The 24,176-nt window shown below is 70.8% G+C and carries 20 protein-coding genes; 10 read left to right on the forward strand and 10 right to left on the reverse strand.

Annotation, left to right across the window (positions count from 1 at the left end; translation table 11 throughout):
- Positions 1-24: 24 nt before the first annotated feature.
- The 3 genes from OG866_RS25040 (at position 25) to OG866_RS25050 (ending at position 3,817) form a co-directional block, all read left to right on the forward strand.
- Positions 25-2,607, forward strand: a complete 2,583-nt coding sequence (locus OG866_RS25040) for a bifunctional FO biosynthesis protein CofGH (RefSeq protein ID WP_329337990.1) — start codon at positions 25-27, stop codon at positions 2,605-2,607.
- A gap of 68 nt (positions 2,608-2,675) precedes the next feature.
- Positions 2,676-3,230 (forward strand): hypothetical protein, encoded by a 555-nt coding sequence (locus OG866_RS25045; RefSeq protein WP_443063561.1) that lies wholly within the window; start codon positions 2,676-2,678, stop codon positions 3,228-3,230.
- A gap of 47 nt (positions 3,231-3,277) precedes the next feature.
- Entirely contained in the window at positions 3,278-3,817 is a 540-nt protein-coding gene (locus OG866_RS25050; RefSeq protein WP_329337992.1) for a DUF4760 domain-containing protein, read from the forward strand.
- A 1-nt stretch (position 3,818) separates the two neighbouring features.
- Here the strand turns inward: OG866_RS25050 and OG866_RS25055 are convergent, their stop codons facing one another.
- On the reverse strand, positions 3,819-4,319 hold the full coding sequence (locus OG866_RS25055; RefSeq protein WP_329337993.1) for a DUF2165 domain-containing protein: 501 nt from the start codon (positions 4,317-4,319) through the stop codon (positions 3,819-3,821).
- A gap of 172 nt (positions 4,320-4,491) precedes the next feature.
- On the opposite strand from OG866_RS25055, the gene OG866_RS25060 reads away from it, so the two are divergent.
- Positions 4,492-7,623 (forward strand): tetratricopeptide repeat protein, encoded by a 3,132-nt coding sequence (locus tag OG866_RS25060; RefSeq protein ID WP_329337995.1) that lies wholly within the window; start codon positions 4,492-4,494, stop codon positions 7,621-7,623.
- Here OG866_RS25060 and OG866_RS25065 read toward each other — a convergent pair.
- Positions 7,611-7,796 (reverse strand): DUF397 domain-containing protein, encoded by a 186-nt coding sequence (locus OG866_RS25065; RefSeq protein ID WP_329337997.1) that lies wholly within the window; start codon positions 7,794-7,796, stop codon positions 7,611-7,613. The genes OG866_RS25060 and OG866_RS25065 overlap by 13 nt on opposite strands.
- The gene (locus tag OG866_RS25070; RefSeq protein WP_329337999.1) at positions 7,793-8,608 is read right to left on the reverse strand and encodes a helix-turn-helix domain-containing protein; all 816 of its coding nucleotides are present in this window, start codon (positions 8,606-8,608) and stop codon (positions 7,793-7,795) included. Before OG866_RS25070 ends, OG866_RS25065 begins: the two co-directional genes overlap by 4 nt.
- Positions 8,609-8,720: 112 nt before the next feature.
- On the opposite strand from OG866_RS25070, the gene OG866_RS25075 reads away from it, so the two are divergent.
- The 3 genes from OG866_RS25075 (at position 8,721) to OG866_RS25085 (ending at position 11,500) form a co-directional block, all read left to right on the forward strand.
- Positions 8,721-9,158, forward strand: coding sequence for an ATP-binding protein (locus OG866_RS25075; RefSeq protein WP_329338000.1), 438 nt, complete (start codon positions 8,721-8,723; stop codon positions 9,156-9,158).
- A 238-nt stretch (positions 9,159-9,396) separates the two neighbouring features.
- Positions 9,397-10,188, forward strand: coding sequence for a helix-turn-helix domain-containing protein (locus OG866_RS25080; protein WP_329338002.1), 792 nt, complete (start codon positions 9,397-9,399; stop codon positions 10,186-10,188).
- A gap of 196 nt (positions 10,189-10,384) precedes the next feature.
- A complete protein-coding gene (locus OG866_RS25085) occupies positions 10,385-11,500 on the forward strand; it encodes an ADP-ribosylglycohydrolase family protein (protein ID WP_329338003.1) in 1,116 nt (371 codons plus the stop codon).
- 236 nt (positions 11,501-11,736) lie between these two features.
- Here OG866_RS25085 and OG866_RS25090 read toward each other — a convergent pair whose 3' ends face one another.
- Together OG866_RS25090 and OG866_RS25095 are read right to left on the reverse strand one after the other, a co-directional pair.
- On the reverse strand, positions 11,737-13,278 hold the full coding sequence (locus OG866_RS25090; protein ID WP_329338005.1) for a sodium:solute symporter family protein: 1,542 nt from the start codon (positions 13,276-13,278) through the stop codon (positions 11,737-11,739).
- A gap of 126 nt (positions 13,279-13,404) precedes the next feature.
- Positions 13,405-14,193, reverse strand: coding sequence for an SDR family oxidoreductase (locus OG866_RS25095; RefSeq protein ID WP_329338009.1), 789 nt, complete (start codon positions 14,191-14,193; stop codon positions 13,405-13,407).
- Between the two features lie 89 nt (positions 14,194-14,282).
- On the opposite strand from OG866_RS25095, the gene OG866_RS25100 reads away from it, so the two are divergent.
- A complete protein-coding gene (locus tag OG866_RS25100) occupies positions 14,283-15,122 on the forward strand; it encodes a hypothetical protein (RefSeq protein WP_329338012.1) in 840 nt (279 codons plus the stop codon).
- A 126-nt stretch (positions 15,123-15,248) separates the two neighbouring features.
- Here OG866_RS25100 and OG866_RS25105 read toward each other — a convergent pair whose 3' ends face one another.
- From OG866_RS25105 to OG866_RS25120, 4 genes are all read right to left on the reverse strand, one after another.
- On the reverse strand, positions 15,249-15,440 hold the full coding sequence (locus tag OG866_RS25105) for a DUF397 domain-containing protein (protein WP_329338014.1): 192 nt from the start codon (positions 15,438-15,440) through the stop codon (positions 15,249-15,251).
- A gap of 218 nt (positions 15,441-15,658) precedes the next feature.
- Entirely contained in the window at positions 15,659-16,528 is an 870-nt protein-coding gene (locus OG866_RS25110) for a helix-turn-helix domain-containing protein (protein WP_329338016.1), read from the reverse strand.
- 328 nt (positions 16,529-16,856) lie between these two features.
- A complete protein-coding gene (locus tag OG866_RS25115) occupies positions 16,857-17,615 on the reverse strand; it encodes a GOLPH3/VPS74 family protein (protein WP_329338017.1) in 759 nt (252 codons plus the stop codon).
- Between the two features lie 237 nt (positions 17,616-17,852).
- Complete coding sequence (locus OG866_RS25120) at positions 17,853-18,050, reverse strand: hypothetical protein (RefSeq protein ID WP_329338018.1); 198 nt, start codon at positions 18,048-18,050, stop codon at positions 17,853-17,855.
- Between the two features lie 451 nt (positions 18,051-18,501).
- On the opposite strand from OG866_RS25120, the gene OG866_RS25125 reads away from it, so the two are divergent.
- Together OG866_RS25125 and OG866_RS25130 are read left to right on the forward strand one after the other, a co-directional pair.
- Positions 18,502-21,105 (forward strand): D-alanyl-D-alanine carboxypeptidase, encoded by a 2,604-nt coding sequence (locus OG866_RS25125; protein ID WP_329338019.1) that lies wholly within the window; start codon positions 18,502-18,504, stop codon positions 21,103-21,105.
- Between the two features lie 183 nt (positions 21,106-21,288).
- The gene (locus OG866_RS25130; protein ID WP_329338021.1) at positions 21,289-23,265 is read left to right on the forward strand and encodes an MFS transporter; all 1,977 of its coding nucleotides are present in this window, start codon (positions 21,289-21,291) and stop codon (positions 23,263-23,265) included.
- 6 nt (positions 23,266-23,271) lie between these two features.
- Here OG866_RS25130 and OG866_RS25135 read toward each other — a convergent pair whose 3' ends face one another.
- A complete protein-coding gene (locus OG866_RS25135; RefSeq protein WP_329338023.1) occupies positions 23,272-24,153 on the reverse strand; it encodes a MerR family transcriptional regulator in 882 nt (293 codons plus the stop codon).
- Positions 24,154-24,176: the final 23 nt, after the last annotated feature.

Genomic DNA, 24,176 nt, shown 5'->3' on the forward strand with positions numbered 1-24,176 from the left:
TCACCCCGAACGTATGCTCAAACAATGACGACTTCCGCGACCGGAACCGGCCCCACCGAAAACTCCATGCGGCGCGCCCTCAAACGCGCCCGCACCGGCGTGGCCCTGGACGTCACCGAAGCCGCGGTCCTCCTCCAGGCCCGCGGCGAGGCTCTGGACGACCTCACCGCGACCGCGTCCCGCATCCGGGACGCCGGCCTTGAGGCCGCGGGCCGCCCCGGCGTCATCACGTACTCGAAGAGCGTCTTCATCCCCCTCACCCGGCTGTGTCGGGACAAATGCCACTACTGCACCTTCGTCACCGTCCCCGGCAAGCTCCGCCGTGCCGGCCACGGGATGTTCATGTCCCCGGACGAGGTCCTGGACATCGCCCGCAAGGGCGCGGCCCTCGGCTGCAAGGAAGCCCTCATCACCCTCGGCGACAAGCCCGAGGACCGCTGGCCGGAGGCGCGCGAGTGGCTCGACGCGCACGGCTACGACGACACGATCGCGTACGTCCGCGCGATATCGATCCGCATCCTGGAGGAGACGGGCCTGCTGCCCCATCTCAACCCCGGGGTGATGTCCTGGACGGACTTCCAGCGCCTCAAGCCGGTCGCGCCCAGCATGGGCATGATGCTGGAGACCACGGCCACCCGCCTCTGGTCGGAGCCCGGCGGCCCCCACCACGGTTCCCCGGACAAGGAGCCCGCCGTGCGCCTGCGCGTGCTGGAGGACGCGGGCCGCTCCTCGGTCCCCTTCACGTCCGGGATTCTGATCGGGATCGGTGAGACGTACGAGGAGAGGGCCGAGTCCCTCTTCGCGCTGCGCCGCGTGTCCCGCTCCTACCATGGCGTCCAGGAACTGATCATCCAGAACTTCCGCGCCAAGCCGGACACCGCGATGCGCGGCATGCCGGACGCGGAGCTGGACGAGCTGGTCGCCGCCGTGGCGGTGGCCCGGCTCGTCATGGGCCCGGCGGGCAACATCCAGGCCCCGCCGAACCTCGTGGACAGCGAGTACGAGCGGCTCATCGCGGCGGGCATCGACGACTGGGGCGGGGTGTCCCCGCTCACCATCGACCACGTCAACCCGGAACGCCCCTGGCCGCAGATCGAGGAACTGGCGGCGAAGTCGGCGACGGCCGGGTTCCAGCTGCGCGAGCGCCTCTGCGTCTACCCGGAGTTCGTCCAGCGCGGCGAGCCCTGGCTCGACCCCCGGCTGCTGCCGCACGTGCGGGCGCTGGCGGACACGGAGACCGGCCTCGCGCGCGAGGACGCGGTCGTCGAGGGACACCCCTGGCAGGAGCCGGAGGAGGTCTTCGTCCCCTCCGGCCGCACCGATCTGCACACCACCATCGACACCGAGGGCCGTACGGCCGACCGTCGCGACGACTTCGACGTGGTCTACGGCGACTGGGGCGCCCTGCGGGAGGCGGCGGCGCCGGGGATGGTGCCCGAGCGCATCGACACGGACGTACGCCAGGCGCTGGCGACGGCGGCCGACGACCCGACGAAGCTCACGGACGCCGAGGCCCTCGCGCTGCTGCACGCGGACGGTCCGGCGCTGGACGCCCTGACCCGCATCGCGGACGACGTCCGTAAGTCGGTGGTCGGCGACGACGTGACGTACATCGTCACCCGGAACATCAACTTCACCAACGTCTGCTACACCGGCTGCCGCTTCTGCGCGTTCGCCCAGCGCCGCACGGACGCCGACGCCTACACCCTCTCCCTGGACCAGGTCGCCGACCGTGCCCAGCAGGCGTGGGAGGTCGGCGCGGTCGAGGTCTGCATGCAGGGCGGCATCCACCCGGACCTGCCCGGCACGGCCTACTTCGACATCGCCAAGGCGGTGAAGGAGCGCGTCCCCGGCATGCATGTGCACGCCTTCTCGCCGATGGAGGTCGTGAACGGCGCCACCCGCACCGGCCTGTCCATCCGCGAGTGGCTGACGGCGGCGAAGGAGGCGGGCCTGGACTCGATCCCCGGCACCGCCGCCGAGATCCTCGACGACGAGGTCCGCTGGGTCCTGACCAAGGGCAAGCTGCCGACGGCGACCTGGATCGAGGTGATCACGACGGCCCACGAGGTGGGCATCCCGTCGACCTCGACCATGATGTACGGCCATGTCGACCAGCCCCGCCACTGGCTGGGCCACCTGCGCACCCTGGCCCGCATCCAGCAGCAGACGGGCGGCATCACCGAGTTCGTGACGCTCCCCTTCATCCACACGAACGCCCCGGTCTACCTGGCCGGCATCGCCCGCCCCGGCCCCACCATGCGGGACAACAGGGCGGTGACGGCGATGGCCAGGCTGCTGCTCCACCCGCACATCCCCAACATCCAGACGAGCTGGGTGAAGCTCGGCACGGAGGGCGCGGCGGAGATGCTGCGCTCGGGCGCGAACGACCTGGGCGGCACGCTGATGGAGGAGACGATCTCGCGCATGGCGGGCTCGTCGTACGGGTCGTACAAGTCGGTGAAGGACCTGATCGCGGTCGCCGAGGCGGCCGGCCGCCCGGCGAAGCCCCGCACCACCCTCTACGGCGAGGTCCCGGAGGAGCGGCGGAAGGCGGCGGAGGTGTCCGACGGCCATCTGCCGCAGCTGCTGCCGGTGCTGGACTGAGAAGAAGAGGGCGGGCGCACGGCAGTACGATGATCCGACGCTGTCGGTGAGCTGAGGAGATACGTGCCGTGCCTGCCTCGAAGGTCTGGGTGACCGGTCTGACGGTGGGAGCGATAGCCGTGGTCGCCGCTCTCGCCGTACAGGCGGACAAGGGCGCGAAGCCCGAGGCCGCGGCCACCCGCCCCACCGCCTCGGCGTCCGCGCAGCCCTCGGCCGGGCCCACGAAACCGGCGGCGACCGCCGTGCCGGACAGCTCCGGCACCGGTCGCCGGATCGTCTACTCGCTCGGCGAGAAGCGGGTGTGGCTGGTCGACGCGAGCGACGCGGCCCGCCGCACCTTCGCGGTGTGGCCCGGGACGGTCTCCCCCGACCCGGGCGCATACACGGTCGGGACCCGCTCCGGGGACCCGATCACCGGCTCCGACGGCGTCAAGATCGAGCACGTCGTCTACTTCGCCGCGAAGTCCGGCAAGAACATCGCCTTCTCCAACGCCGTCGACGGCTCCTCCCCGCCCCCCGCCGCGTCCGGCACCCAGACCGGCGGCATTCGCATGAAGAAGGCGGACGGGTCGGCGCTGTGGACGTTCGGCGAGACCGGCACCGCGGTTGTCGTGGTCAAGTAGCCGCGTACGGCGTGTACTTGGCCCGCCCGGCTCCGTACGGTGACCGGATGGACAGCTCTGTCGTCTTCAACATCGTCACCACGGGCATCGCGGTCGTCGCCGTGGTGACCTCCGTCGTCTTCAGCGCCCGGCAGGCCCGGATCGCGAAGCACGCCAACCACATATCCGTGATGATCGACCTGCTCGCGGAGTTCCGGTCGGTGGAGTTCCACGACCAGCACGACTACGTCACCCAGCGCCTCGGCGCCGAGAACGACCCGGCGGCCGGGGTGCGCGGCCTGCCCGCCGAGCCCAGGGCCGCCTTCTACAGCGTCGTGTACTACTACCAGTCCTTCGCCAACCTCGCCGTCTTCGGACTCCTCGACGAGACCCTGCTGGCCACGGTCCTGCGCACCCGGATCGTCTCGGTCTGGCAGGCGGTCCGGCCCTTCGTGGAACGCGAGCGGGAGCTGCGCGGCGAGGCGGGTGGCGGCACGTACATGTCGATCTTCGAGGAGCTGGCCCGGCTGGCGGCCGAGCTGCCGCCCGAGCACGTCCGCGACCGGATGACCGAGAACCGGCGCAGACGGCCGCGCGCGCTGAGCTGAGTCAGGCCTCCCGCGCCCCGGCGGGCAGCTGTACGACGATCAGCACCACCCCGCTCAGCACGAACACCCGCAGCGCGGCGTCGAGCCCGTTCCAGTCCTGCGACTGCCACATCGAGAACCACTCCCCGCCGATCGCCATGAACCCGGCGCCGAAGAGCAGCAGGACCATGAGCAGTCCGTACGTCGAGAAGCGCCGGGCGCGCAGATCGTCGCGCCGGGCGTAGAGCCAGGTGCCGAAGACCAGCACCAGCGCGGCCACCGTCTCCCAGACGATGATCGCGACGTACGCCGCGTCCTGAAGTCCCTTGCTGGTGACGGCCCGCCACATCAGGTCGTCGTCCTTGAAGGTCGTGTCCATCGCGAGGACATGCCGGACGAACTGCTGGTTCGTCCCGAAGTCCGTGATGTTCCCGAAGGCCACGAGGGCCATGTACAGGGCGACGGTCGCGGTGAGGAGGGTGCTGGTGAGGTGGAGTGCGCTGCGTGGGGGTGTGGTGGCCATGGCGATCATTTTTCCCTGTGAGGGTGAAGTCGCGCCGTACGCATTGAGCCAGAATGAAGGAGAGACGCCACGACGAGGGGGACGTACGGGGATGGCGCAGTCGTCTGGGCGTGAGCCGGATGAGGGTGGATTTGTCGGCCGGGAGGCCGAACGGGCCCTGTTCCTGAGGAACTTGAACCTTCCCCCGGACGATCCAGGCCACCGCCGCCGCTTCCACGTCCGTGGCGACTCCGGCGTCGGAAAGACCTTCCTGGTGGAGGAGTTGAAGCGGCTCGCCCGGGAGCAGGGGGCGCTCACGGTGTATGTCGACGAGGACACCGGAAGCGTGCCGGACGCGCTGGAGGCGATCTGCCGTCAGTTCGCCGCGCGGGGACGGAGACTGAAGCCGCTGGAACGCCGGCTGGCCGTGTACCGGGAGCGGCGGCGCGAGGCGGAGGCGGCGATGCGCGCACAGGATCCACCCGCGTCCGCCGGGAGCAGGGCCGTCGTCCAACTGGGCATGGGCGCGCTGGAGACCGCCGTACCGGGGTCCGCCCTGCTCACCCGGGCGCTGCCGGCCGATCTGATCGCCCAGGGCGCCGACCGGCTGCGCGCCGGTCTCAGCGCCCGCTTCCGCAACGCCGACGACATCGACCTCGTCCTGCACCCGGAGGCCGCGCTCACCCCGGTCCTGCTCCGCGAACTGCGCGCCGCCGCCTCCGCGGTGCCGCGGATCGTCCTGTTCTTCGACACCTACGAACAGACCGGACCGTTCCTGGACCCGTGGCTGCGCGGTCTGTTCCGGAAGGAGGACGAGCACGGCGGTCTGCCGGACACGGCCGTCGTCGTCACCGCAGGGCAACTGCCGCTGCCGTCAGGCCGCTGGAACGGTGCCGTGGAGCTGCCACTGACCCCCTTCACCGACGCCGAGACACGTCAACTCCTCGCCGGGAAAGGGGTGGTGGCCGAGCCGGTGGTCGCCGAGGTGCTGCGGGTGACCGGCGGGCTGCCCGTCCTCGTGTCGACCCTCGCCGAGAAGCGGCCCGACGGCCCGGAGCAGGTCGAGGACCCCAGCGCCGACGCGGTGGACCGGTTCCTGAGCGCCGAGCCCGAGGTCCGTCATGACGTCGCCCGGCTCTGCGCGCTGCCGCGCTGGCTGGACGGCGACGTCTTCCGCGTCCTGATCGACCTCCCGGACGGTGAACTCGACGCGCAGTACCGGTGGTTGCGGGGGCTGCCCTTCGTGGGGGAGCGCGGCGGACGGGTCCGGTACCACGATGTCGTACGGGAGCCGATGCTGCGGCAGGAGCGGCTGCACTATCCGCGCCGGTGGCGGGAGCGGCACCGGAAGCTGGCGGCGGCGTTCGCCGAGTGGCGCGAGGACGTGGCGGAGGACCGCGAGGGCGACGGGCTCTGGTCGGACGAGGAATGGCGCGCCCTGCGCCTGGAGGAGACGTACCACCTGCTCTGCGCCCGCCCGACGGCCGCCCTCGCCGACGCGCTGCGGCTGTTCGTCGAGGCCTGCCGCGAGGACGAGGCCGAAGGACGCCGCTGGGCCCGGATGCTCCAGGACGCGGGCGGCGCCACGGACCACACCCAGTCGGCCGACTGGGGACGGGAGTTGGGTGAGGCTCTCGACGACGAGGCGGGCCTGGCCCGCGCGCTGGACCTGCTCCTGACCCGCCCCGGCCTGGACCCGCGCGGCCGGGCGGCGGCGCACGCGCTGCGGGGCCGCGAGTGGCGCCACGAGCGGGAGTACGGGCGGGCGCTGGAGGAGTACGACCGGGCCATCGAGCTGGCCCCCGACACGGTCCTCGCCCACTACGGCCGGGGCCTCACCCTCCAGCTCATGGACGACTACCCTGCCGCCCTGATTGCCTTCGACCGCGCCGACGCCCTGTCCCCCGACACCGGCTGGATCATCGCCGAACGGGCCGAGACCTACCGCCTGGCGGCCCGCTACGACGAGGCCCTCACCGACTTCGACCGCGCCCTCGCCCTCGACCCGACCGACGCGGGCGCCCTGACCGGGCGGGCGGTGTGCCGGCACGTCCTCGGCCGGTACGACGAGGCCCTCGCCGACTTCAACCGCTCCCTCGCCATCGACGACGACCTGTGGACGCTGGTCCGCAGAGCCCGACTGCGGCGCAGCAGAGGGGAGTTGACGGAGTCCTTCGCCGACTTCGACCTCGCGGTCGCCCGTGCCCCCGACGCGGCCTGGGTCGCCTCGGAACGCGGCGACTCCTACCGGCTCGCGGGCCGCTACGACGACGCGGTCACCGAGCTGGGCCGTGCGGTCGCCCTGGACCCGGACCACGCCTCGGCATGGGCCAGCCGGGGCGCGGCGCTCGGCGAACTCGGCCGGGGCGAGGAGGCGCACGCCGACCTGGACCGCGCGATCGAGCTACGCCCGGGATACGCCTGGGCCCTGGTCATGCGGTCCCGGGCGAAGTACATGACCGGCGACGAGGCGGGCCACTTCGCCGATCTGGAGGCGGCGGTGGCGGCGGCCCCGGACGCCCTGTGGATCCGCCGCGAACTCGGCTCGGAGTACCTGGACGCGGGCCGCCACGAAGAGGCGACCGCCGCCCTACGCCATTGCCTGGAGCAGGAACCCGAGGACGCGAGCTCCTGGGCGATCCTGGGCGCCGTCCACCGCGCCCGCGCGGACCACACCGAGGCGCTCCGGCACCTGGACCGCGCCCTCGCCCTGTCCCCCGACTACGGCTGGGCATACGGCCAGCGCGCCCGTGTAGGCCTCGCCACGGGCCGCACGGACCAGGCACTCGCGGACCTCGACCGCTGCGCGGCCCTGAACACGGAACCGACCTGGGCCCGCCGCACAGCCGTGGAGCTGCTGATGCTCTGCGAGCGCTGGACCGAGGCCGAGGCCCGCCTCACCGACGACATGGACGACTTGTCCTGCGAATTCCACCGGCACGCGGGCCGTTGGGCCGAGGCCCGCAGCGCCGCCGAGAAGCTCCGTCAGGACGACGATCCGCTCGCGGGCACGTTCGAGCTGGCGCTGACCGTGAGCCGATCGGAGGGCCTGTCGGCAGCGGCCCCGCTCTGGCGGGACCTGGTCCGTACGGCGGAGAACATGACCCTGACTCCCCTGGAACGCGCCCAGGCCCACTGCTTCACGGGCTGCGCCCTCACCGACCGACCCACTGCCGAACAGGGCCTCGCGGAGATGCTGGCCCTGAACCCCAGCTGGCTGGAGCTGGCGACCCTGGCGTCCATCCTCAGGGAACTGAAAGCGAGCCCGGGCGCGGACGCCTCCCTGATCACCGACTGTCTGGAGGGGGCGCGTTATACGGAGTAGGCGGTGAGGAACGTGGACCAGGCGCGGTCGGTGACGGTGAGGTGGGGGCGGGCTGTGTCCTTGGAGTCGCGGATGTGGACGGTGGCGTGGGTGGGGGATATAGCGACCTCGACGCACGCAGGGCCGTCATCGCTGCTGTAGCTGCTCTTGAACCACTCCAGGGCGGAGGTCATGTCTCTTCTTCTCCCAGGACTTTCTCGATGAAGGCCAGCGACTCGCGTGGCGTCAGGGCCTGCGACCGGATCATTCCATAGCGCATTTCCAGGATCTGGACTTCCCGGGGATCGCTGATCACTCGGCTGTGCAACTGAGCCTCGGAGTGCCCCAGCGTCTTGCCATCCCGAAGTTTCAGCAGCTGAAGTGGCCCGCTCATACCTGAGTGATCCTCACAGTCCGTGGGCATCACCTGAATCTTGACGTGCCTCAACGCGCCCATCTCCAACAGGTGTTCGAGCTGTCGCCGGAGCACCATTCTGCCTCCGATGGGCCGCCTCAGCGTCACCTCTTCCTGGATGAAGGTGAGCAGTGGGGCGGGCGTCCGCTCGAAGATCCGCTGCCTTGCCATGCGTGCGGAGACCTGGCGGTCGATCTCATCCTCGGAGAACGCGGGCTGCCTGTTCGCGAACAATGCCCGTGCGTACTCCGGTGTCTGGAGCAGGCCGTTCATGTTGTGGTTGTCGTAGGCCCCGAACTCGACGGCCTCGTCCTCCAGCTTCGCCAGATCGCGCACCTTCTTGGGGTAGCGGGCCTCCTCCAGGTCCTTCTTCATCGCGGAGATCTTCCCGCCCGCGCCGAGCACCTCATCGGCCTTGTCGAGGAAGTCCGGCTTGGGGCTCCGCCGACCCCGCTCCACCGACGAGACCATCTCCCCGCCGTACCCGATCGCCTCGCCGAACTCGGGCTGCGTCAGTCCGGCGGCCTCCCGCCACATCTTGATCTGCCGCCCGACAGCCTTGAGTACGGCTGCGGCCTCCTCGTCCTCCATGTCACCCCTCCACGCGTACCAGCCGTACGGCTACGCCACGCACCCGGACAGTTCCGCTCCGTACCGGAGTCGTTGCTGTTCAGAGTAGGTACGCGCGACCACTCTGGGTGACGTGAATCAGAAATCTCCACCCCAAGTCACCGCCCCGACGCACTACTTCACGGTGCTGCTGTCCGCGAACCGAAGAGGCGCCCGGCGCGCCCGCGAGCACACGGTGCGCCAACTGGGGTGCTGGGGCGTGCCGTACGAGGCCGCCGCGCACGTCGTGGCCGAGCTGGCGTCGAACGCCGTGCTGCACGGCCGCGTCACCGGGCGGGACTTCCGGCTGAGGCTGAAGCTGTACGCCGATGACGGGGTCCTCCGTGTCGAGGTGACCGACGCCCGGGGCGACCGGATCCCGCAGCCCCGCGACCCGGTGGCGGACGACGCGGAATCGGGGCGTGGCCTGCGGATCATCGAGGCGTACGCGGAGCGTTGGGGCGTGGAGGCGGCTCCGGCGGGCGGGAAGACGGTGTGGGCCGAGGTGGCACCGGATCTTGGGGATGCGTGACCCGGTCGTTCCCGACGCCAAGAACCAAAGAACTGGGGGAAAGAACCAACCCCACCCCCACCGCCCCCGTCGATCACCCGCAGGGGTGAACATCGCCAACTCAGCTGGCGCGGCGAGGGAGTTGTGGTGCAGCGTCTGCCTCACAGAGCGCAACACAACCGCCCACATGCATCGGCCCCCGCCGGGACGGCAATCCCAGTGCGAGGGCCTGATCACCGAGGAAGAGGAAACCTTCCCGATGACTGACCAGCAGCCTAGCGCGCCCGCGCGCGCCAAGTCCGGCCGTTTCACCCGTGGGGTCGAGCACGTCAACGAGCCCCACACGGACAACTTCGTCGTGGTCGGAAACCACCTGGCCCAGCACCCCGAGTTGTCCCTGATGGCCATCGGCCTGGCGGTCCACATCCAGTCGCTGCCCGCGGGAGCCTCCGTCGGCATCAAGGTGCTGGCGGGGAAGTTCCCCGAGGGCGAGATCAGGATCGCGGCGGCTTTGCGGGAGTTGGAAGAGCACGGGTACCTGGCGCGCCCCAAGGAGCGTCTTCATTCGGGCCGATACGTGACCCGGACGCTGTCGTACAACAAGCCGAGGTCGGCAGTGCTCCAGGCAGCGGCAGAGCCGGAGTCTGAGCCCGAGCCGCACGTCTCCCCGCCGCCGAAGCCCTCGGCCGCCGCAGCCAACCTCCTCGCCGAGCTGCGCACGTACGACTCCCGCCTCCTCCTCACGGAACGGGACGTACAACGCCTGACCCCGGCGGCCGACGCCTGGCTGGAACGCGGGGTCCCCGCCAGCGCCGTACTGCGAACTCTGGCGAGCGACCTCCCCACCGTCCCGATCAAGCACCCGGCGGCCCTCCTGGCCCACCGCCTCAAGGAACTCCTGCCCCCGGCGCTCCCCGCCCCTGAACCCCTCCCGGCCCCGGCCGGCCGCCCGGACCCTTGGCAGGACTGCGACGGCGACTGCGGCCGCGTCTTCCGCGCACCGGAACCGGGACGGTGCCGGGACTGCCGTCCGGCGTCGGCAGCGGCGTAGCCGACCCAGAGCCTGGCCCCGCTACGGGCTTTCGATCGTGCGGATCTCCGGATACGGGCGACAACTGACCACCCAAGCCCAATAACGACCACTCCGGGCACATCCCGCATACCGTTCCGCCCCCTGAACCGACCGTTCCTGGTCGATTACAGTGCTGAGCTGTCGTATGCGCGGACGGTCGCCATGGGAGGTCTTGGTGGGTGTGACAGCCGGGGCCGTCTGGGGGCGGGTCGAACAGCAGGACTTCCGGAGCCGGGTGCGGGGCACGCTGCTCGGGGCCGCCGTCGGGGACGCGCTGGGCGCACCGGTCGACGGGCTCTCGCTGGAGGAGATCCGGGAGGCGTACGGGGCTGAGGGGATCGTCGATCTCGTTCCGGGGTACGGGCGGCGCGGCGCCGTCTCCCATCTCACCCAGCTCACCCTCTTCTCCGTCGACGGACTCATACGCGCCCAGGTCCGCCGCGACACCGGCGCCTGGCATCCGCCCACCGACCTCCACCGCGCCTATCTGCGGTGGGCCGCCACCCAGCGGGACTGGGGGCCCGACGAGCGACGCAAGGAGGACGGGTGGCTGGCGCGGGAGGAGTGGCTGTACGCGCGGCGTGACCCCGCCCGCTCTCTCCTCATCGGCTTCGGCGACGAGAACATGGGCACCCTCGACGCCCCCAAGAACCCCGGTGAGGCCGGGGCCGAGGCCGCCGCCCGGTCCGGGCCCTTCGGCCTGCTCGTCGGGTGGGAGCCGCAGCTCGTCGTACAGCTCGCCGTGGAGTGCGCCGCGCAGACCCACGGGCACCCCGTCGCCTACCTCGCGGCGGGCGCGTACGCCGCGATCGTGCACGGCCTCGCGCGCGGCGAGAGCCTGGACGCGGCCGTCCAGCAGACGCTGGCCCTCATCGCCGCCAGACCAGGACACCAGCCCGTCTCGGACGCCTTGCAGCACGCGCTGGGCGCCGTACGGCAGGGGATGCCGACGCCCGCGAGGGTGGGGGAGCTGATCGCGGACGGCACCGCCGAGGGGCTGCTCGCCGGTGCCGTCTACTGCGCGCTCGTCAGCGAGGACGTACGCCACGGGCTCTGCCTCGCCGTCAACCACGACGGCCCCTCCGCCGCGGCCGGTGCCCTCACCGGCGGCCTCCTCGGCGCCCTGCACGGCGAAACGGCCCTCCCGCCGGCCTGGCTGGCCGAGCTGGAGGGCCGTCCCACGCTGCTGGAGCTGGCCGACGACTTCGCGATGGAGATGACCCAGGGCCCGGCCCTGCACGGCCCGGCGGGGTCGTCGCCGGGCTGGCTGGCCCGGTATCCGCGGGGCTGAGGCGCTCGCGGTTCGGTTCGGTTGTGGGTCGGGGCCGCGCCGGGGGTGTCCGTCCTCGGAACGGCGCGGAATCGGTCACTCAATAGAGCGCGCCCGTGCTGACGCGCCAACCGCTGCGGGCGGACACCCCCCGACACGACCCCTCACGTTCGAACGCGGCTGCGGTCGTGCCGCCCAGGGGCGCGGGGAACTGCGCGACCAGCCACAGCGCACCCGCACCCGCCGACGAACCGCCGTCACGTCTTCGTAGGCACCGGCTCAGCCAGCGCAGCGACCCCGTCTCCGTCCGTGTTGATCTTCTCGATGATCGCCAGCCGCTCCGGGGTGTCCTCCGGCTTGATGAAGCCGATCAGGATGTACAGGACCAACGACACCGCGAGCGGGATCGAGACCTGGTACTGGAGCGGGACGCCGCCGTCCACGTTCCAGTTGATCGGGTAGTTCACCAGCCAGAAGGCCAGCAGCCCCATCGACCAGCTGGTGAGCGCCGCCGTCGGGCCCGAGCGGCGGAACGGGCGGAGCAGACCCAGCATCATCGGGATGGCCATCGGGCCCATCAGCCCGGCGACCCACTTGATGACGACGGTGATGATGTCCTTGAAGGTCGGGGAGTTGACCTGCGTCGCCGCCGCCATGGACAGGCCGAGGAAGACGACCGTGGTGATACGGGCGACCCGCAGGCCCTGCCCCTCGCTCCAGGTCCGGGCGCGGCGCCAGACCACCGGCGCGCAGTCACGGGTGAAGACGGCCGCGATGGCGTTGGCGTCGGAGGAGCACATCGCCATCGTGTGGGAGAAGAAGCCGACGATGACCAGGCCCAACAGGCCGTGGGGCAGGAGCTGTTCGGTCATCAGACCGTAGGCGTCCGAACCGTCCGGCTTCTGTGACTGCACCAGCAGCGGGGACAGCCACATCGGGATGAAGAGGACCACCGGCCAGACCAGCCACAGCGCCGCTGACAGCCGCGCGGACCGCTCCGCCTCGTGCGCGCTGCCCGTGGCCATGTAGCGCTGGGCCTGGTTGAGCATGCCGCCGTTGTACTCGAAGAGCTTGATGAAGAGGAAGGCGAGGAGGAAGACCGTGCCGTAGGGGCCGACCAGCGGTTCGCCGTGGCCCTTCAGCTGCGGCTCGTCCCAGGCGCCCCAGAAGCCGATGCCCTTGTCGTTCAGCTCCAGGACCACGGCGATCAGCATGGCCACACCGGCCAGCAACTGGATGATGAACTGGCCGAGTTCGGTCAGCGCGTCCGCCCACAGACCGCCGATCGTGCAGTAGACGGCGGTGATGCAGCCGGTGATGAGGATGCCCTGGTTCAGGGAGATGCCGGTGAAGACCGACAACAGGGTCGCGATCGCCGCCCACTTCGCGCCCACGTCCACGATCTTCAGCAGCATGCCGGACCAGGCCAGCGCCTGCTGGGTTTTGAGGTCGTAGCGGTTCTTCAGGTACTCCAGCGGGGAGGCCACATGGAGCCGGGAGCGCAGCCGGTTGATGCGCGGCGCGAACAGCTTCGAGCCGATCGCGATGCCGAGGGCGATGGGGAAGGACCAGGTGACGAAGGAGGTGACGCCGTAGGTGTACGCGATGCCCGCGTAGCCCGTGAACATCACCGCGCTGTAGCCCGACATGTGGTGCGAGATGCCGGAGAGCCACCAGGGCATCTTGCCGCCGGCCGTGAAGAAGTCGCTGACGTTGTCCACGCGCTTGTGCGACCAGACGCCGATGGCCACCATGACGCCGAAATAGCCGATGAGCACGGTCCAGTCGAGACCGTTCATGTGCGCCCTCCCAGGGTCGACCCGGCGCTCATCGTGGGCGCTCCCGCGTGAACACGACAAGCAGGCGTAAGGTCAAGGGGAGGTAAATTCATTCGGCATACTGGTCTTGGTTCATCTACATGAACGTCACCGCATCAGCTCCCCGGCGTTGACCAGCAACGACTGCCCCGTGATGGATCGTGCCCGGTCCGACGCCAGGAACACCGCCGCGTCCGCCACATCTGCGTCCGTCGCGAGATCGGGCAGCGCCATCCGGTCCGTCAGCCGCTTGAGCACCTCGGCTTCCTCCGCCCCCTCCGTGTGCGCGGTGAACTGGACGTACGCCTGCACCGGCGGCCCCCACATCCAGCCCGGCAGCACCGTGTTCACCCGGATCCGGTACGGGCCGAGCTCCCGGGCCAGCGAGTACATCGCGCTCGTCAGCGCCCCCTTCGAGGCCGCGTACGCCGCCTGCCGCACCTGCGAGGGCGCCGCCACCGAGGACTGCGTACCGATGAAGACGACCGAGCCCCCGCAGCCCTTGAGCGCCGGCAGGCACGCCCGGGTCATCCGCAGCGACCCCAGCAGGTTCACGTCGATCACCGACTGCCAGGTGGTGAAGTCGGCGTCCTCCAGGCCGCCGAAGTAGCTGTCCCAGGCGGCCACATGGACCACCCCGTCGATCCGCCCGAACCGCTCCATCGCCAACTCCGCGAGCGCCGCGCACTGTCGCTCGTCGGTGATGTCCGTCGCCCGGTACGCGGTGTGCGACCCGTCGGGATCGATGTCGGAGGCGGACTTCGCCAGGTTCGCCTCCGTACGCGCCCCGAGCACGGCGTTCCCGCCGTCCCGTACGACGGCGGCGGCGACCTGATGACCGAGGCCGGCCCCTACGCCCGACACCACGACGGTCTTCCCTGAGAGCAGTGATGACATCGATGACCCTCCCGGCGGCTCGACTCGGACTCTGGCGCATTATCTGACGGGGCGTCAGAGTAAGGGCGACCGGAGGAAAGGGGAACCGCATGAGCGACGACACCCGCAGCGAGACGTACGCCGAGCTGGCCGCCGTAGGGCCGTACGGAGTCCACCCGGGCCATGCTCTGATCACCATGGTCGAACCGCACCCGGGCCATGAGTACGCGTACAACCGCTGGTACGAGGACGACCACTACTACGCCGGTGCGATGGCGATGCCCTGGATGTACGCCGGGCGCCGCTGGGTCGCCACCCGGGACCTCCAACTCCTGCGCTACCCCGAGAAGTCGGCGGTCGCCCAGCCGGTCACCGCCGGGTGCTACCTCTCGACGTACTGGATCACCGACGGCCGCTACGCCGACCACATGAAATGGACCGTCGGGATCAACAAGCGCCTCAACCGCGACGGCCGGGTATACCAGGACCGCACCCATGTCTTCACGGCCTTCCAGGACCACGAGGCGACCGTGTACCGGGACGGGGCGGCCGGGCCGCGCGACTACCACGCCCTCGACCACCCCTACGCGGGGCTGGTGATGGAGGTCATCGACGCCGAATCGGCCGAGCAGCGAGCGGAGTTGCTGGAGTGGCTGCGCTCCCGCCGGCTGCCGAAGCGCGTCGCCGGGTCACCGGCGGCGATGGTGACCGTCTTCCGGCCGACGCCGCTGCCCGGCGACCGGATGACGTACGTGAAGCAGGTCGAGGGCGTCGACACCCGGCTGACCCTGCTGTGGTTCCTGGAGGCGGACCCCCGGGAGTGCTGGGAGGCGTACTTCACGGGCCTGGACGGGTCGGTGGCGGAGGCGGGCCTGGGGCGGGTGGAACTGGTCGCGCCGTTCGTCCCGACGGTGCCCGGGACGGACACGTACGTGGACCGGCTGCGCTGAAGCCCCTGTCAGGGCACAAGCCGAGCCCCCTCGGCAAGGACGGCGAGCTGGACGAGAGGGCTCTTCAGTGGTGCTTGTGCAGTTGAGTAGTGCTGTTCGGTCACTGCTGTTTGATCACTCGGTCGTCTACGCCTTGACCGAGCCGACGAAGGCGCTCCACGCGTCCGCGGGGAAAGCCAGGGTGGGGCCGTCCGTGACCTTCGAGTCCCGGACGGCCATCGCCGCGAGAACCGGGGACTTGATCTCGACGCACGCGCCATTGCCCTGGGAGTAGGAGGACTTGACCCACTCGTCCGTGACGCCCTGCTTGATTGCCATGTTCTCTCCGATAGCCAGTTGCTGAGTTGCTGTCACCGCGCGGTGCGTTTGTCTCCGTCTGCACGACACGGTTTGCGCCAACGTTGTTGCCTCGATGGCGTGATCGACGCTACTCGCCAACATCGGAGTGCGGGGGAGGTATTCACCCGGCCGAGTGGCATATTCCAGTGGGGTCTTCCATCACGGCCGGGCTTAGGTGTACCTTTCGGCGCCCCGCCTTACAGAGTGGCCTCGCGTGCGTAGTCCTTCGCCACCTTCGCGATGAATTCCCGGCTTTGGTCCGCGTTCAGGGCCTGTGCCCGCAAATGCTCGTACATCACGCTGTACTTCTGCACGTCCTGCGCCTTCTCCAGGTACAGGTCGCTGGTCACGCCCTCGATGTAGACCACGCTGGAGTCGGCGGCGTCGGGGAACTCGAGGATCGCGTACTGCCCGCTGACCCCCGGGTGCGCGCCCATCGTGAACGGGATCAACTGCACGGTGACATGCGGCAGCTGGGACATCTCGATCAGATGCTCCAGCTGCTCGATCATCACCTGCCGGTTCCCGACCTCGCGGCGCAGCGTCGCCTCGTCGAGCACCGCCCACAGCCGCAGCGGGTTGTCGGCGGCAGAGATACGTTCCTGTCGGCGCAGCCGCACCTGTACGCGCTTGTCGATGTCGGTCGGCGTCGCCTCGGGGAGCGCGCCGGAGATCAGCGACTCGGCGTACGTACGGGTCTGCAACAGCCCCGGGACGACCTGGGGGTCGTACACCCGCAGACTCGCCGCGTCCGTCTCCAGCCCGATGTAGACGCTGTAGGGGATGTCCCCGAAGGAATGCCACCACCCCTGCTGCCGTGAGTCCTTGGCCATCTGCATCAGCGAGTCCACGATCCGGTGGTCCTCGACCTCGTACACCCCGCACAGGTCGCGGACGTCACGCTGGCTGATGCTGCGCCGTCCGTTCTCCAGACGGCTGATCTTCGACTGCGACACCAGCAGCCGTTCGGCGACCTCTTCGGCGGTCATGCCCTTGAGCTCGCGGAGCCGGCGCAGCTCCTGGCCCAGCCGGCGCCGCCTGACGGTGGGATTGACATTGGTCGCCACGAGAACGTGCACCTCCGGCTGCGTGCCTTCGAAAACTGCCACTTTGCGTATCTGCTGTTGAGCAGACTGCCACCAAGGTGGTTTCTACCGCTGGGAAACCGTGGATATGCGCTGCCCAGGCGCCGGTTCGCGGTGAACGGCGGTGACACGCGCGCCGTTGAGAGTGTGTGGAGGCAAAAAAAGCGCGCGGGACGGCGGGACCGTGGTGTCGTCCGGACACACGGTCCCGCCGCCCCGCGCGGACCAGCGGCTCCCGATACCGGGTCTCGGATACGCCGGAGTTGCGTGGTACGGCTCGGTTCCCTCAGCGGTGTCGTGGAACTGCGGCTCAGTGAGCCACGACACGCGCCATGGAACCGTGGCGCGGTTGCACCGGAACACCGCGAGCGGGTTCCGCTGCGGCCCTGCCACCGGCCGCGGCCGGACGGCCGGGTGCCGGAGCGGGGCTACGGCGTGGCTGTGCCGCCACACCGTTCTGGACGTCCATCACGGCGTGCGCGACGAGACCGCCCATGGGGTCGTGCCTGATCAGATCCCGCAGCCGGGACCTCGAGGACCTGCCCTCGTTGCCCGGATACAGGTGCTTGCCGAGGCCGACCGCGTGGGCCAGGGCGGCCAGCGCCGCGGTCCGCGGGTCCGGCGGTACGCCGGTGCGGATCGCCGAGTCCAGTCGGGCTCTGATCTCCCGGCTGATGGCGTTGTCCGTCGCCTGATAGCGAGTCGTCGGCAACACCCCGCACATCTGACCGGCGACGGCATGCACCATGCCGCACCGCTCGAGATGCGAGAGGTAGGTCTGGCGCAGCCCCAGCCGGGGTCCGCCAATCCAGTTCACCGCCCGCACGGGAGCGCCACGCCTTCGCAGCAACTCCAACGCGCAGTCCAAAGTCGGATCTCCAGTCGGCCGTGGGGCTACCACGGCGATACGATCCCCGTCAGGGGCTATCCGTCCGGCCAGCGCCAGCTCCACTAGCTGCGCTCCGGCCAGACCGAGGTCGAGCGACTGCGGCTGTGCGGTGGTACCCGTGGTCGGGTCCAACGCCAGCAGCAGAAGCTCCTCCGGAAGTGTTCTGCGGCTCCTGCCCATCCATGCCTCCCCGCGTGGATGAAAGACAGGGTGACCCCTCTCACATTGGTCTGTCGAGGGTGCGTGACCTGTTTGTAGTGGAACCGGTAGGTATGTCGTTCTCGTCTACCGCAGGAGCCAAGCCCTCACACAGGACACTGGTACATGGTTCGGACAGTGCGGTGGACCGTGATCCCGGGCAGGCGATCGGATAAAGCTTCAAGGATCCCCGGGTTCCCGGATCCACGCGTTCACGGTTTAGGAGGCATCGGTGGCGGGCGAGTCCCCCGACAGGTCGAAGCAGCGCGAGTCGTCGGCAGAACCGACGTCGGGGAGCGCGGGTCCGGTTCCCGAGGCCAGGACCGAGGCCCGCGATCCGCGGCTCGCGGTCGCCCGGGACTCCACCGAGAGCACCGCTTCCGGCACGGAGTCCCGCGGCGCCGGCAGCGTGGACACGGCGACGCGAGTGTTCTCGGTACGCGACGTGGCAAAGGCGAGGGAGTCCGCGGCACGGGCGGGGGAGGTTGGTGCCGGGGCTTCGGGGGCTTCCGGGGCTTCCGGGGCTTCTGAGGCTTCCGAGGCTGGGCGGGCTGAGGCGCGAGGTTCCGGGGCGGCCGGGGCTGGGCGGGCTGAGGCGCGGGGCTCTGGGGCATCCGGGGTATCCGAGGCTGAGCGGGCTGCGACGCGGGGCTCCGGGGCATCCGAGGCTTCCGAGGCTGAGCGGGCTGCGACGCGGGGCTCCGGGGCATCCGAGGGCAAGCGGGCTGAGACGCGGGGGGCCGGGGCATCCGGGGTATCCGAGGCTGAGGCGCGGGGTTCCGGGGCGGCCGAGGGTGAGCGGGCTGAGGCGCGGGGTTCCGGGGCGGAGGACTCGGAGGCTCGGGAGCCCGCTGCCGAGGACGCCGAGATGCCGGAGACTCAGGGCTCCGAGACCGAGGGCGAGACCGAAACCGAGGGCGCCGCGGCTGCGGAGGCTCAGGGTGCCGGGCCGGACACGGGCGGCGACGCGCGGCTGCGGGCCGCGGTGGCGGCGTGGGTCCGCTCGGGCGACGGAACGCCGGGGGCGACGGACGCCGGGGCCGATGCGGAGTCGGACGCAGAGAAGGCCGCCGAGTCGGACGCAGCGTCCGACGCCGGAGGCGACGCCGATGCCGATGCCGAGGACGCGGCTGTGGAGGCCGGTGGCGACGCCGAGGCGGCGGAGGGGCCCGAGGGTGCCTCGAAGGCCCTCGACGCGCCTGAGGCGGACGCTGAGGCCGCCGGCGCGGGTGAGCGGACGGACGGGGCCCCGAAGGCCGACGCTGCCGCCGAGACGGGGCGGGAGGCCGAATCCGGGTCACGGGCCGACGCCACCACCACGTCCGCCGAGCGAGGCACCGACGAGCCCGCTGACGCACCGAGGGACAAGCCGGCCACCATCAGCACCGGCGCCGCCCCCAAGGCCGACGAGCCGCGCGACGCTCAGGACACCCCCGAGCCCGCCGACAAGCCCGCCGCCGCGACCCCGAAGCCCGACCCGCGAGCCGCGGCTTCCACCGACGCGCCTGAGGCCGCCGAAGGCGACAAGGCCCCGCAGGGGTCATCCGCGCCCGGCGACGCAGGCCGCGCCACCGACCCCACCGACGCCCCTCAAGCCGCCGAAGGCGAGAAGGCCCCGCAGGGAGCACCCGCACCCGGCGACGCAAGTCGCGCCACCGACCGCACCGACGCTTCTCCCCCCGCCGGCACGCCTCAAGCCGCCGAAGGCGACAAGGCCCCGCAGGGGTCATCCGCGCCCGGCGACGTAGGCCGCGCCACCGGCCCCACCGACCCCACCGACGCCCCTCAAGCCGCCGAAGGCGAGAAGGCCCCGCAGGGAGCAGCCGCGCCCGGCGACGCAAGTCGCGCCACCGACCCCACCGACGCCCCTCAGCCCACCGGCGTCTCTCAGCCCACCGACACGCCTCAAGCCGCCGACGGTGACAAGGCCCCACAAGGGCCACCCGCACCCGGCGACGAGAGTCGCACGGGTGGTGCGGGTGGGAAGCAGGGCGAGGCCGATGGCGTAGCCGAGGCCGGGCGGCAGGTGGATCAGCCGACCACCATGCTCAAGCTCCCCCGGGCCACCCCCGCCGCAGAGCGCACCAGCAAGTTCGTCGCGCTCAAGCCCGACGTCACCACCCCCGTCCCCGTCCCGGTCCCCGTCCCCCACGTCGGCCCCGAGCGCACCACCCAGCAGCCCCTCCCGCCGAAGCCCCCGCTGGACCTGCTGGCCGAGCTCACCAACACCCCGCGGCCCCCGGAGACCCCCCTCCGCACCACCGTCCGCCGCGTGAAGATCTGGACGCCCCTCGTCCTCCTCCTCGCGGTCATCTTTGCGGTCGTACAGTCCGTACGCCCGCTGCCCACCCCCACCCTCCAGCTCACCGCCGAGGACAGCTACTCCTTCGACGGCAGCAAGGTGGACATCCCCTGGCCCGCCGACGGCCAGGGCGCCCTCGACGTCCAGGGCATCGGTTCCTTCGGCTCCTCCGGCGACCAGAAGCCCGTGCCGATCGCGAGCGTCGCCAAGGTCATGACGGCGTACCTCGTGCTGCGCGACCACCCGCTCAAGAGCGGCGCCAAGGGCCCGAACATCAAGATCGACCAGACCGCTCAGGACGAGGGCGCCGCCAAGAGCGACGAGTCCAAGGTCTCCGTCACCGCCGGCGACGCCCTCTCCCAGCGGGAGGCGCTGGAGAGCATCCTCATCGCGTCCGCGAACAACATCGCCCGTCTCCTCGCCCGCTGGGACGCTGGTTCCGAGAAGGCCTTCGTCGAGAAGATGAACGACGCCGCCGAGGACCTCGGGATGACGAACACGACGTACACCGACCCCTCCGGGCTGAACAACACCACCGTCTCCACCGCCGTGGACCAGGTGAAGCTCGCCAAGAAGGCGATGGAGTACCCGGCCTTCCGCGAGGTCGCCGCGATGATGTCGTACGACGACTACAAGGGTCAGAACCACCCCAACTGGAACCAGCTCGTCGGCAAGAACGACGTCGTCGGCATCAAGACCGGCACCACCACCTCCGCCCTCGGCAACCTCGTCTTCGCGGCGAAGAAGGAGGTGAACGGCGAGACCCGCACCATCGTCGGTGCGGTGCTGCGCCAGCCGGCCGGTGGCCTCGACAACACCATCCTCAGCGCCGCCCTCACCGCGGGCGATCAGCTGATCCGGGCCGCCCAGGGCGCCCTGGAGTCCGCGACGATCATCAAGAAGGGCGAGGTCGTCGGGTACGTGGACGACGGGCTCGGCGGGCACACTCCCGTCGTCGCGACCAAGGACGTCACCGCCGTCGGCTGGTCCGGGCTGACCGTGAAGCTGACGTTCGCCGCCGATGACGTACCGCACACCGCGAAGGCCGGCACCAAGGTCGGCACGCTCACGGTCGGTGACGCCTCGGCCGGTGCCGTGGCGGTCCCGGTCGCGCTCCAGACGGATCTCGCCGAACCGGGCTTCACGGACAAGCTGACCCGCCTGGGCTGATCGACGGCCGAAGAGCCGGTCCCTGCCCCGCCGCCGACGCCCCCGCCCGGGGGCCCGGCGGCGGGCTGCGTGCTAGCGTCACGAATCGGGGCAGGTCGCCGGTCGCGCACAACGCGACCGTGAACGAGGCCGGAACATCACACGGCCGGGAAAAGAAGACGGGACACGGGGAGTTGCCTTCAGGTGGCCACTGCGGAGCCGACACGCGCAGACGACGCCGATCCGGGCTCGGACATGAGCCCGCGAATACGCGTGCCCGCACCGCGCACAGAGAGCACGGGCGACAGCAGCAGAGAGCGCGGCAGCAGCGAGAGCAGCAGCAGCGAGAGCAGCGGCAGCCAGAGCAGCAGCGGCGAGCTCGGCAGCGGCGGCGACAGCCGTCGTACCGACACGTCACCCAAGCCTGAGCCGTCGCCTCCGGTGCCCTCCCGCTCCCTCACCGCGTTCCTCGCCCTGCGCGAGCGGCTGCTGCGGCACCCCGTTCTCTCGCTCACCGCCCTGTCCGGCGGCCTCCACATCATGTGGTTCTTCGTGTTCGCGAACAGCGGCGGCGACCTCGCCGCCCAGGACGCCTGGGCGGAGTTCGTCGGACGGCACCCGGACTCGGCGTACAACCTCGCCTGGTACGGCGGCATGCACCCGGTGTCGTACAGCGTGGTCTCGCCGTATCTGATGTCGGTCCTCGGTGTCCGTACGACGATGATGATCGCCGGCACCGTCTCGGCCGGGCTGCTCACGCTGATCCTGCTGCGCAGCCGGTCCGTGAAGAACCCGCTGTGGGCCTCGCTCGCGGGCGTCGTCGCCTTCTTCTGCAACGCCGTCTCGGGGCGCGTGACCTTCGGCCTCGGCACGATGTTCGCGCTCGGCGCGGTCGCCGTCGTGTTCTGCTGGCCGTACCGCTGGCGCTACAAGCGGTGGGCGAAGGCGCTGTGCGCCGCGCCGCTGGCCGCGCTCGCCACGATGGCCTCGCCGGTCGCGGGCCTGTTCGTGGGCCTGGTCGCGGCGGCGCTGTTCCTGCAGAAGCGGCGGCCCGGCGCCTGGGCGCTGGGCATCGCGCCGACCGTGGTGGTCGCGGTGTCGGCGTGGCTGTTCCCGTTCTCCGGCACCCAGCCGATGATCTTCGGTTCGGTGATCCTGCCGTTCATCTACGGCGCGCTCGTCTACTTCCTCGTCCCCAAGGGGTGGAAGACGGTCCGGCTGACGGCCGCGGTGTACGCGCTCGCCGTCGTCCTCGTCTGGCTGATCAGCTCCCAGATCGGCTCCAACATCTCCCGGCTGCCCATGCTGTTCGCCGGGACGGTGCTGGTGGCGGCGCTGCCCTTCACGGTGCCGCGCAGCCGCAAGTGGTACGCGATCGTGCTGGCCATCGCCGGGTTCGGCGGCTGGATCGGCTTCAAGTCGGTCGACGACGTCCTCAACACCACCCCGGCCGCCTCCTGGGCCCGCGAACTCGCCCCGCTCGTCAACGAGCTCCAGGAGGTCGGCGCCGAGAAGGGCCGCGTCGAGGTCGTGCCGGCCCGCTCCCACCGGGAGGCGTCCGCGCTCGCCCCGTACGTCAACCTCGCCCGCGGCTGGAACCGCCAGGCCGACATGGAGCGCAACCCGCTCTTCTACGACGACACCCTGAACTCGGCGAACTACCACGAGTGGGTCAAGCGCTGGGCCGTGCACTTTGTGGTCGTCTCCAAGGACGAGCCGGACGGGGACGGGGCCAAGCGGGAGCGGGACCTCGTCCAGCGCGGCATGCCCTATCTGAAGCAGGTCTGGGGCGACGCCAACTGGCAGCTGTTCAAGGTCACCGACCCCACCCCGCTCGCCGAGCCCAACGCGGTCGTCGACCGCGCCGAGCAGGGCGAGATGACCCTCCAGGTGAAGAAGGCCGGCCGCATCCTCATCCGGATCCCGTACTCGCCGTGGCTGAGCGTCGTCGACGCCGACGGCAAGAGCCTGGAGCCGCCGAAGGAGACCCAGGCGTCCAAGGACCGGGCCGACGGGGAGCCGAAGACGTACGACAACGTCAACGGCTGCCTGATGGAGACGGAGGAGGACGCCCAGGGCGACAAGTGGACCGAGCTGCTCGCGCCGAAGGCGGGAACCTACCATCTGGCGGCGCCCTATCAGCTGCCGCGGGGCACGCCGTGTCCGGACGAGCTGAAGTAGGGCCGCCTACCTGACCGGGAAGGCGACGTCGCAGACGGGGTCCTCGGGCCCCGCCGCGTCCCAGTCCGCGAAGTAGATCTCCCGGCAGGGCCCCGCCTGCTCCAGGCCCTGCCCGGCGATCCACTCCTCCACCGCCTCGAAGGCGGCCACGATCTGCGGATGGGCCACCTGGGCCTTGGTGATACGGGTGTACGCGAACCGCTGGGCGGGCTCCACCCGTACCGCCGTCTCCCAGGCCCGTCCGCGCTCCGCCGCCCACGCCCGGGCCGCGGCCTCGTCGGCGACGGGCACACAGGACTCGGCGGGGCCGTCGCTCTCCATGGAGACCTCGGACTCATAGAGCACGAACGGCGCCGCCGTCACGCCCCCGCACTCCCGCGCGGCCTCCTCCAGGCGCCCCAGCGACGCCCCGATCCACGCCGGCAGCTCATCGGCCAGCGTGTGCCGCTTCTCGGTGATCACCACCTGCTCCGGCAGCTCCACCGTCTCCACCACGAACTTCCCGTACATCTCGGAGCTCCTCCCCGACAGTCGTCCACGGAGGTACTCGGCGAGCGTCCGCTGCCCGGCCAGCCGGGTCTCCACCCCGGCCCAGTACGCGGCCAGCACGTCCGCGCCCGCGACCCCGCCCGCCTCGACCACCTCGGCGATCCGCGCCAGCGGCATGTCGAGCTGCCGCAGCATCGCCACCAGCCGGGCGCGTTCCACCTGACCGGCCCGGTAGTAGCGGTAACCGCTGGCCTCGTCGACATGCGCCGGGGTCAGCAGCCCGAGCCGGTCGTACAGCCGCAGGGCCTTGGCCGAGAGCCGGGCCCGCGCGCCGAACGCGCCGATGGTGAGCAGGTCGTCGTGGGTCGGGTCGTCGTGGGTCGGGTCGTGGTCGGTCACGGGATCATCCTCGTCCTCCGTCA

The organism is Streptomyces sp. NBC_00663, assembly GCF_036226885.1.
In the GTDB taxonomy this organism is placed as follows: domain Bacteria; phylum Actinomycetota; class Actinomycetes; order Streptomycetales; family Streptomycetaceae; genus Streptomyces.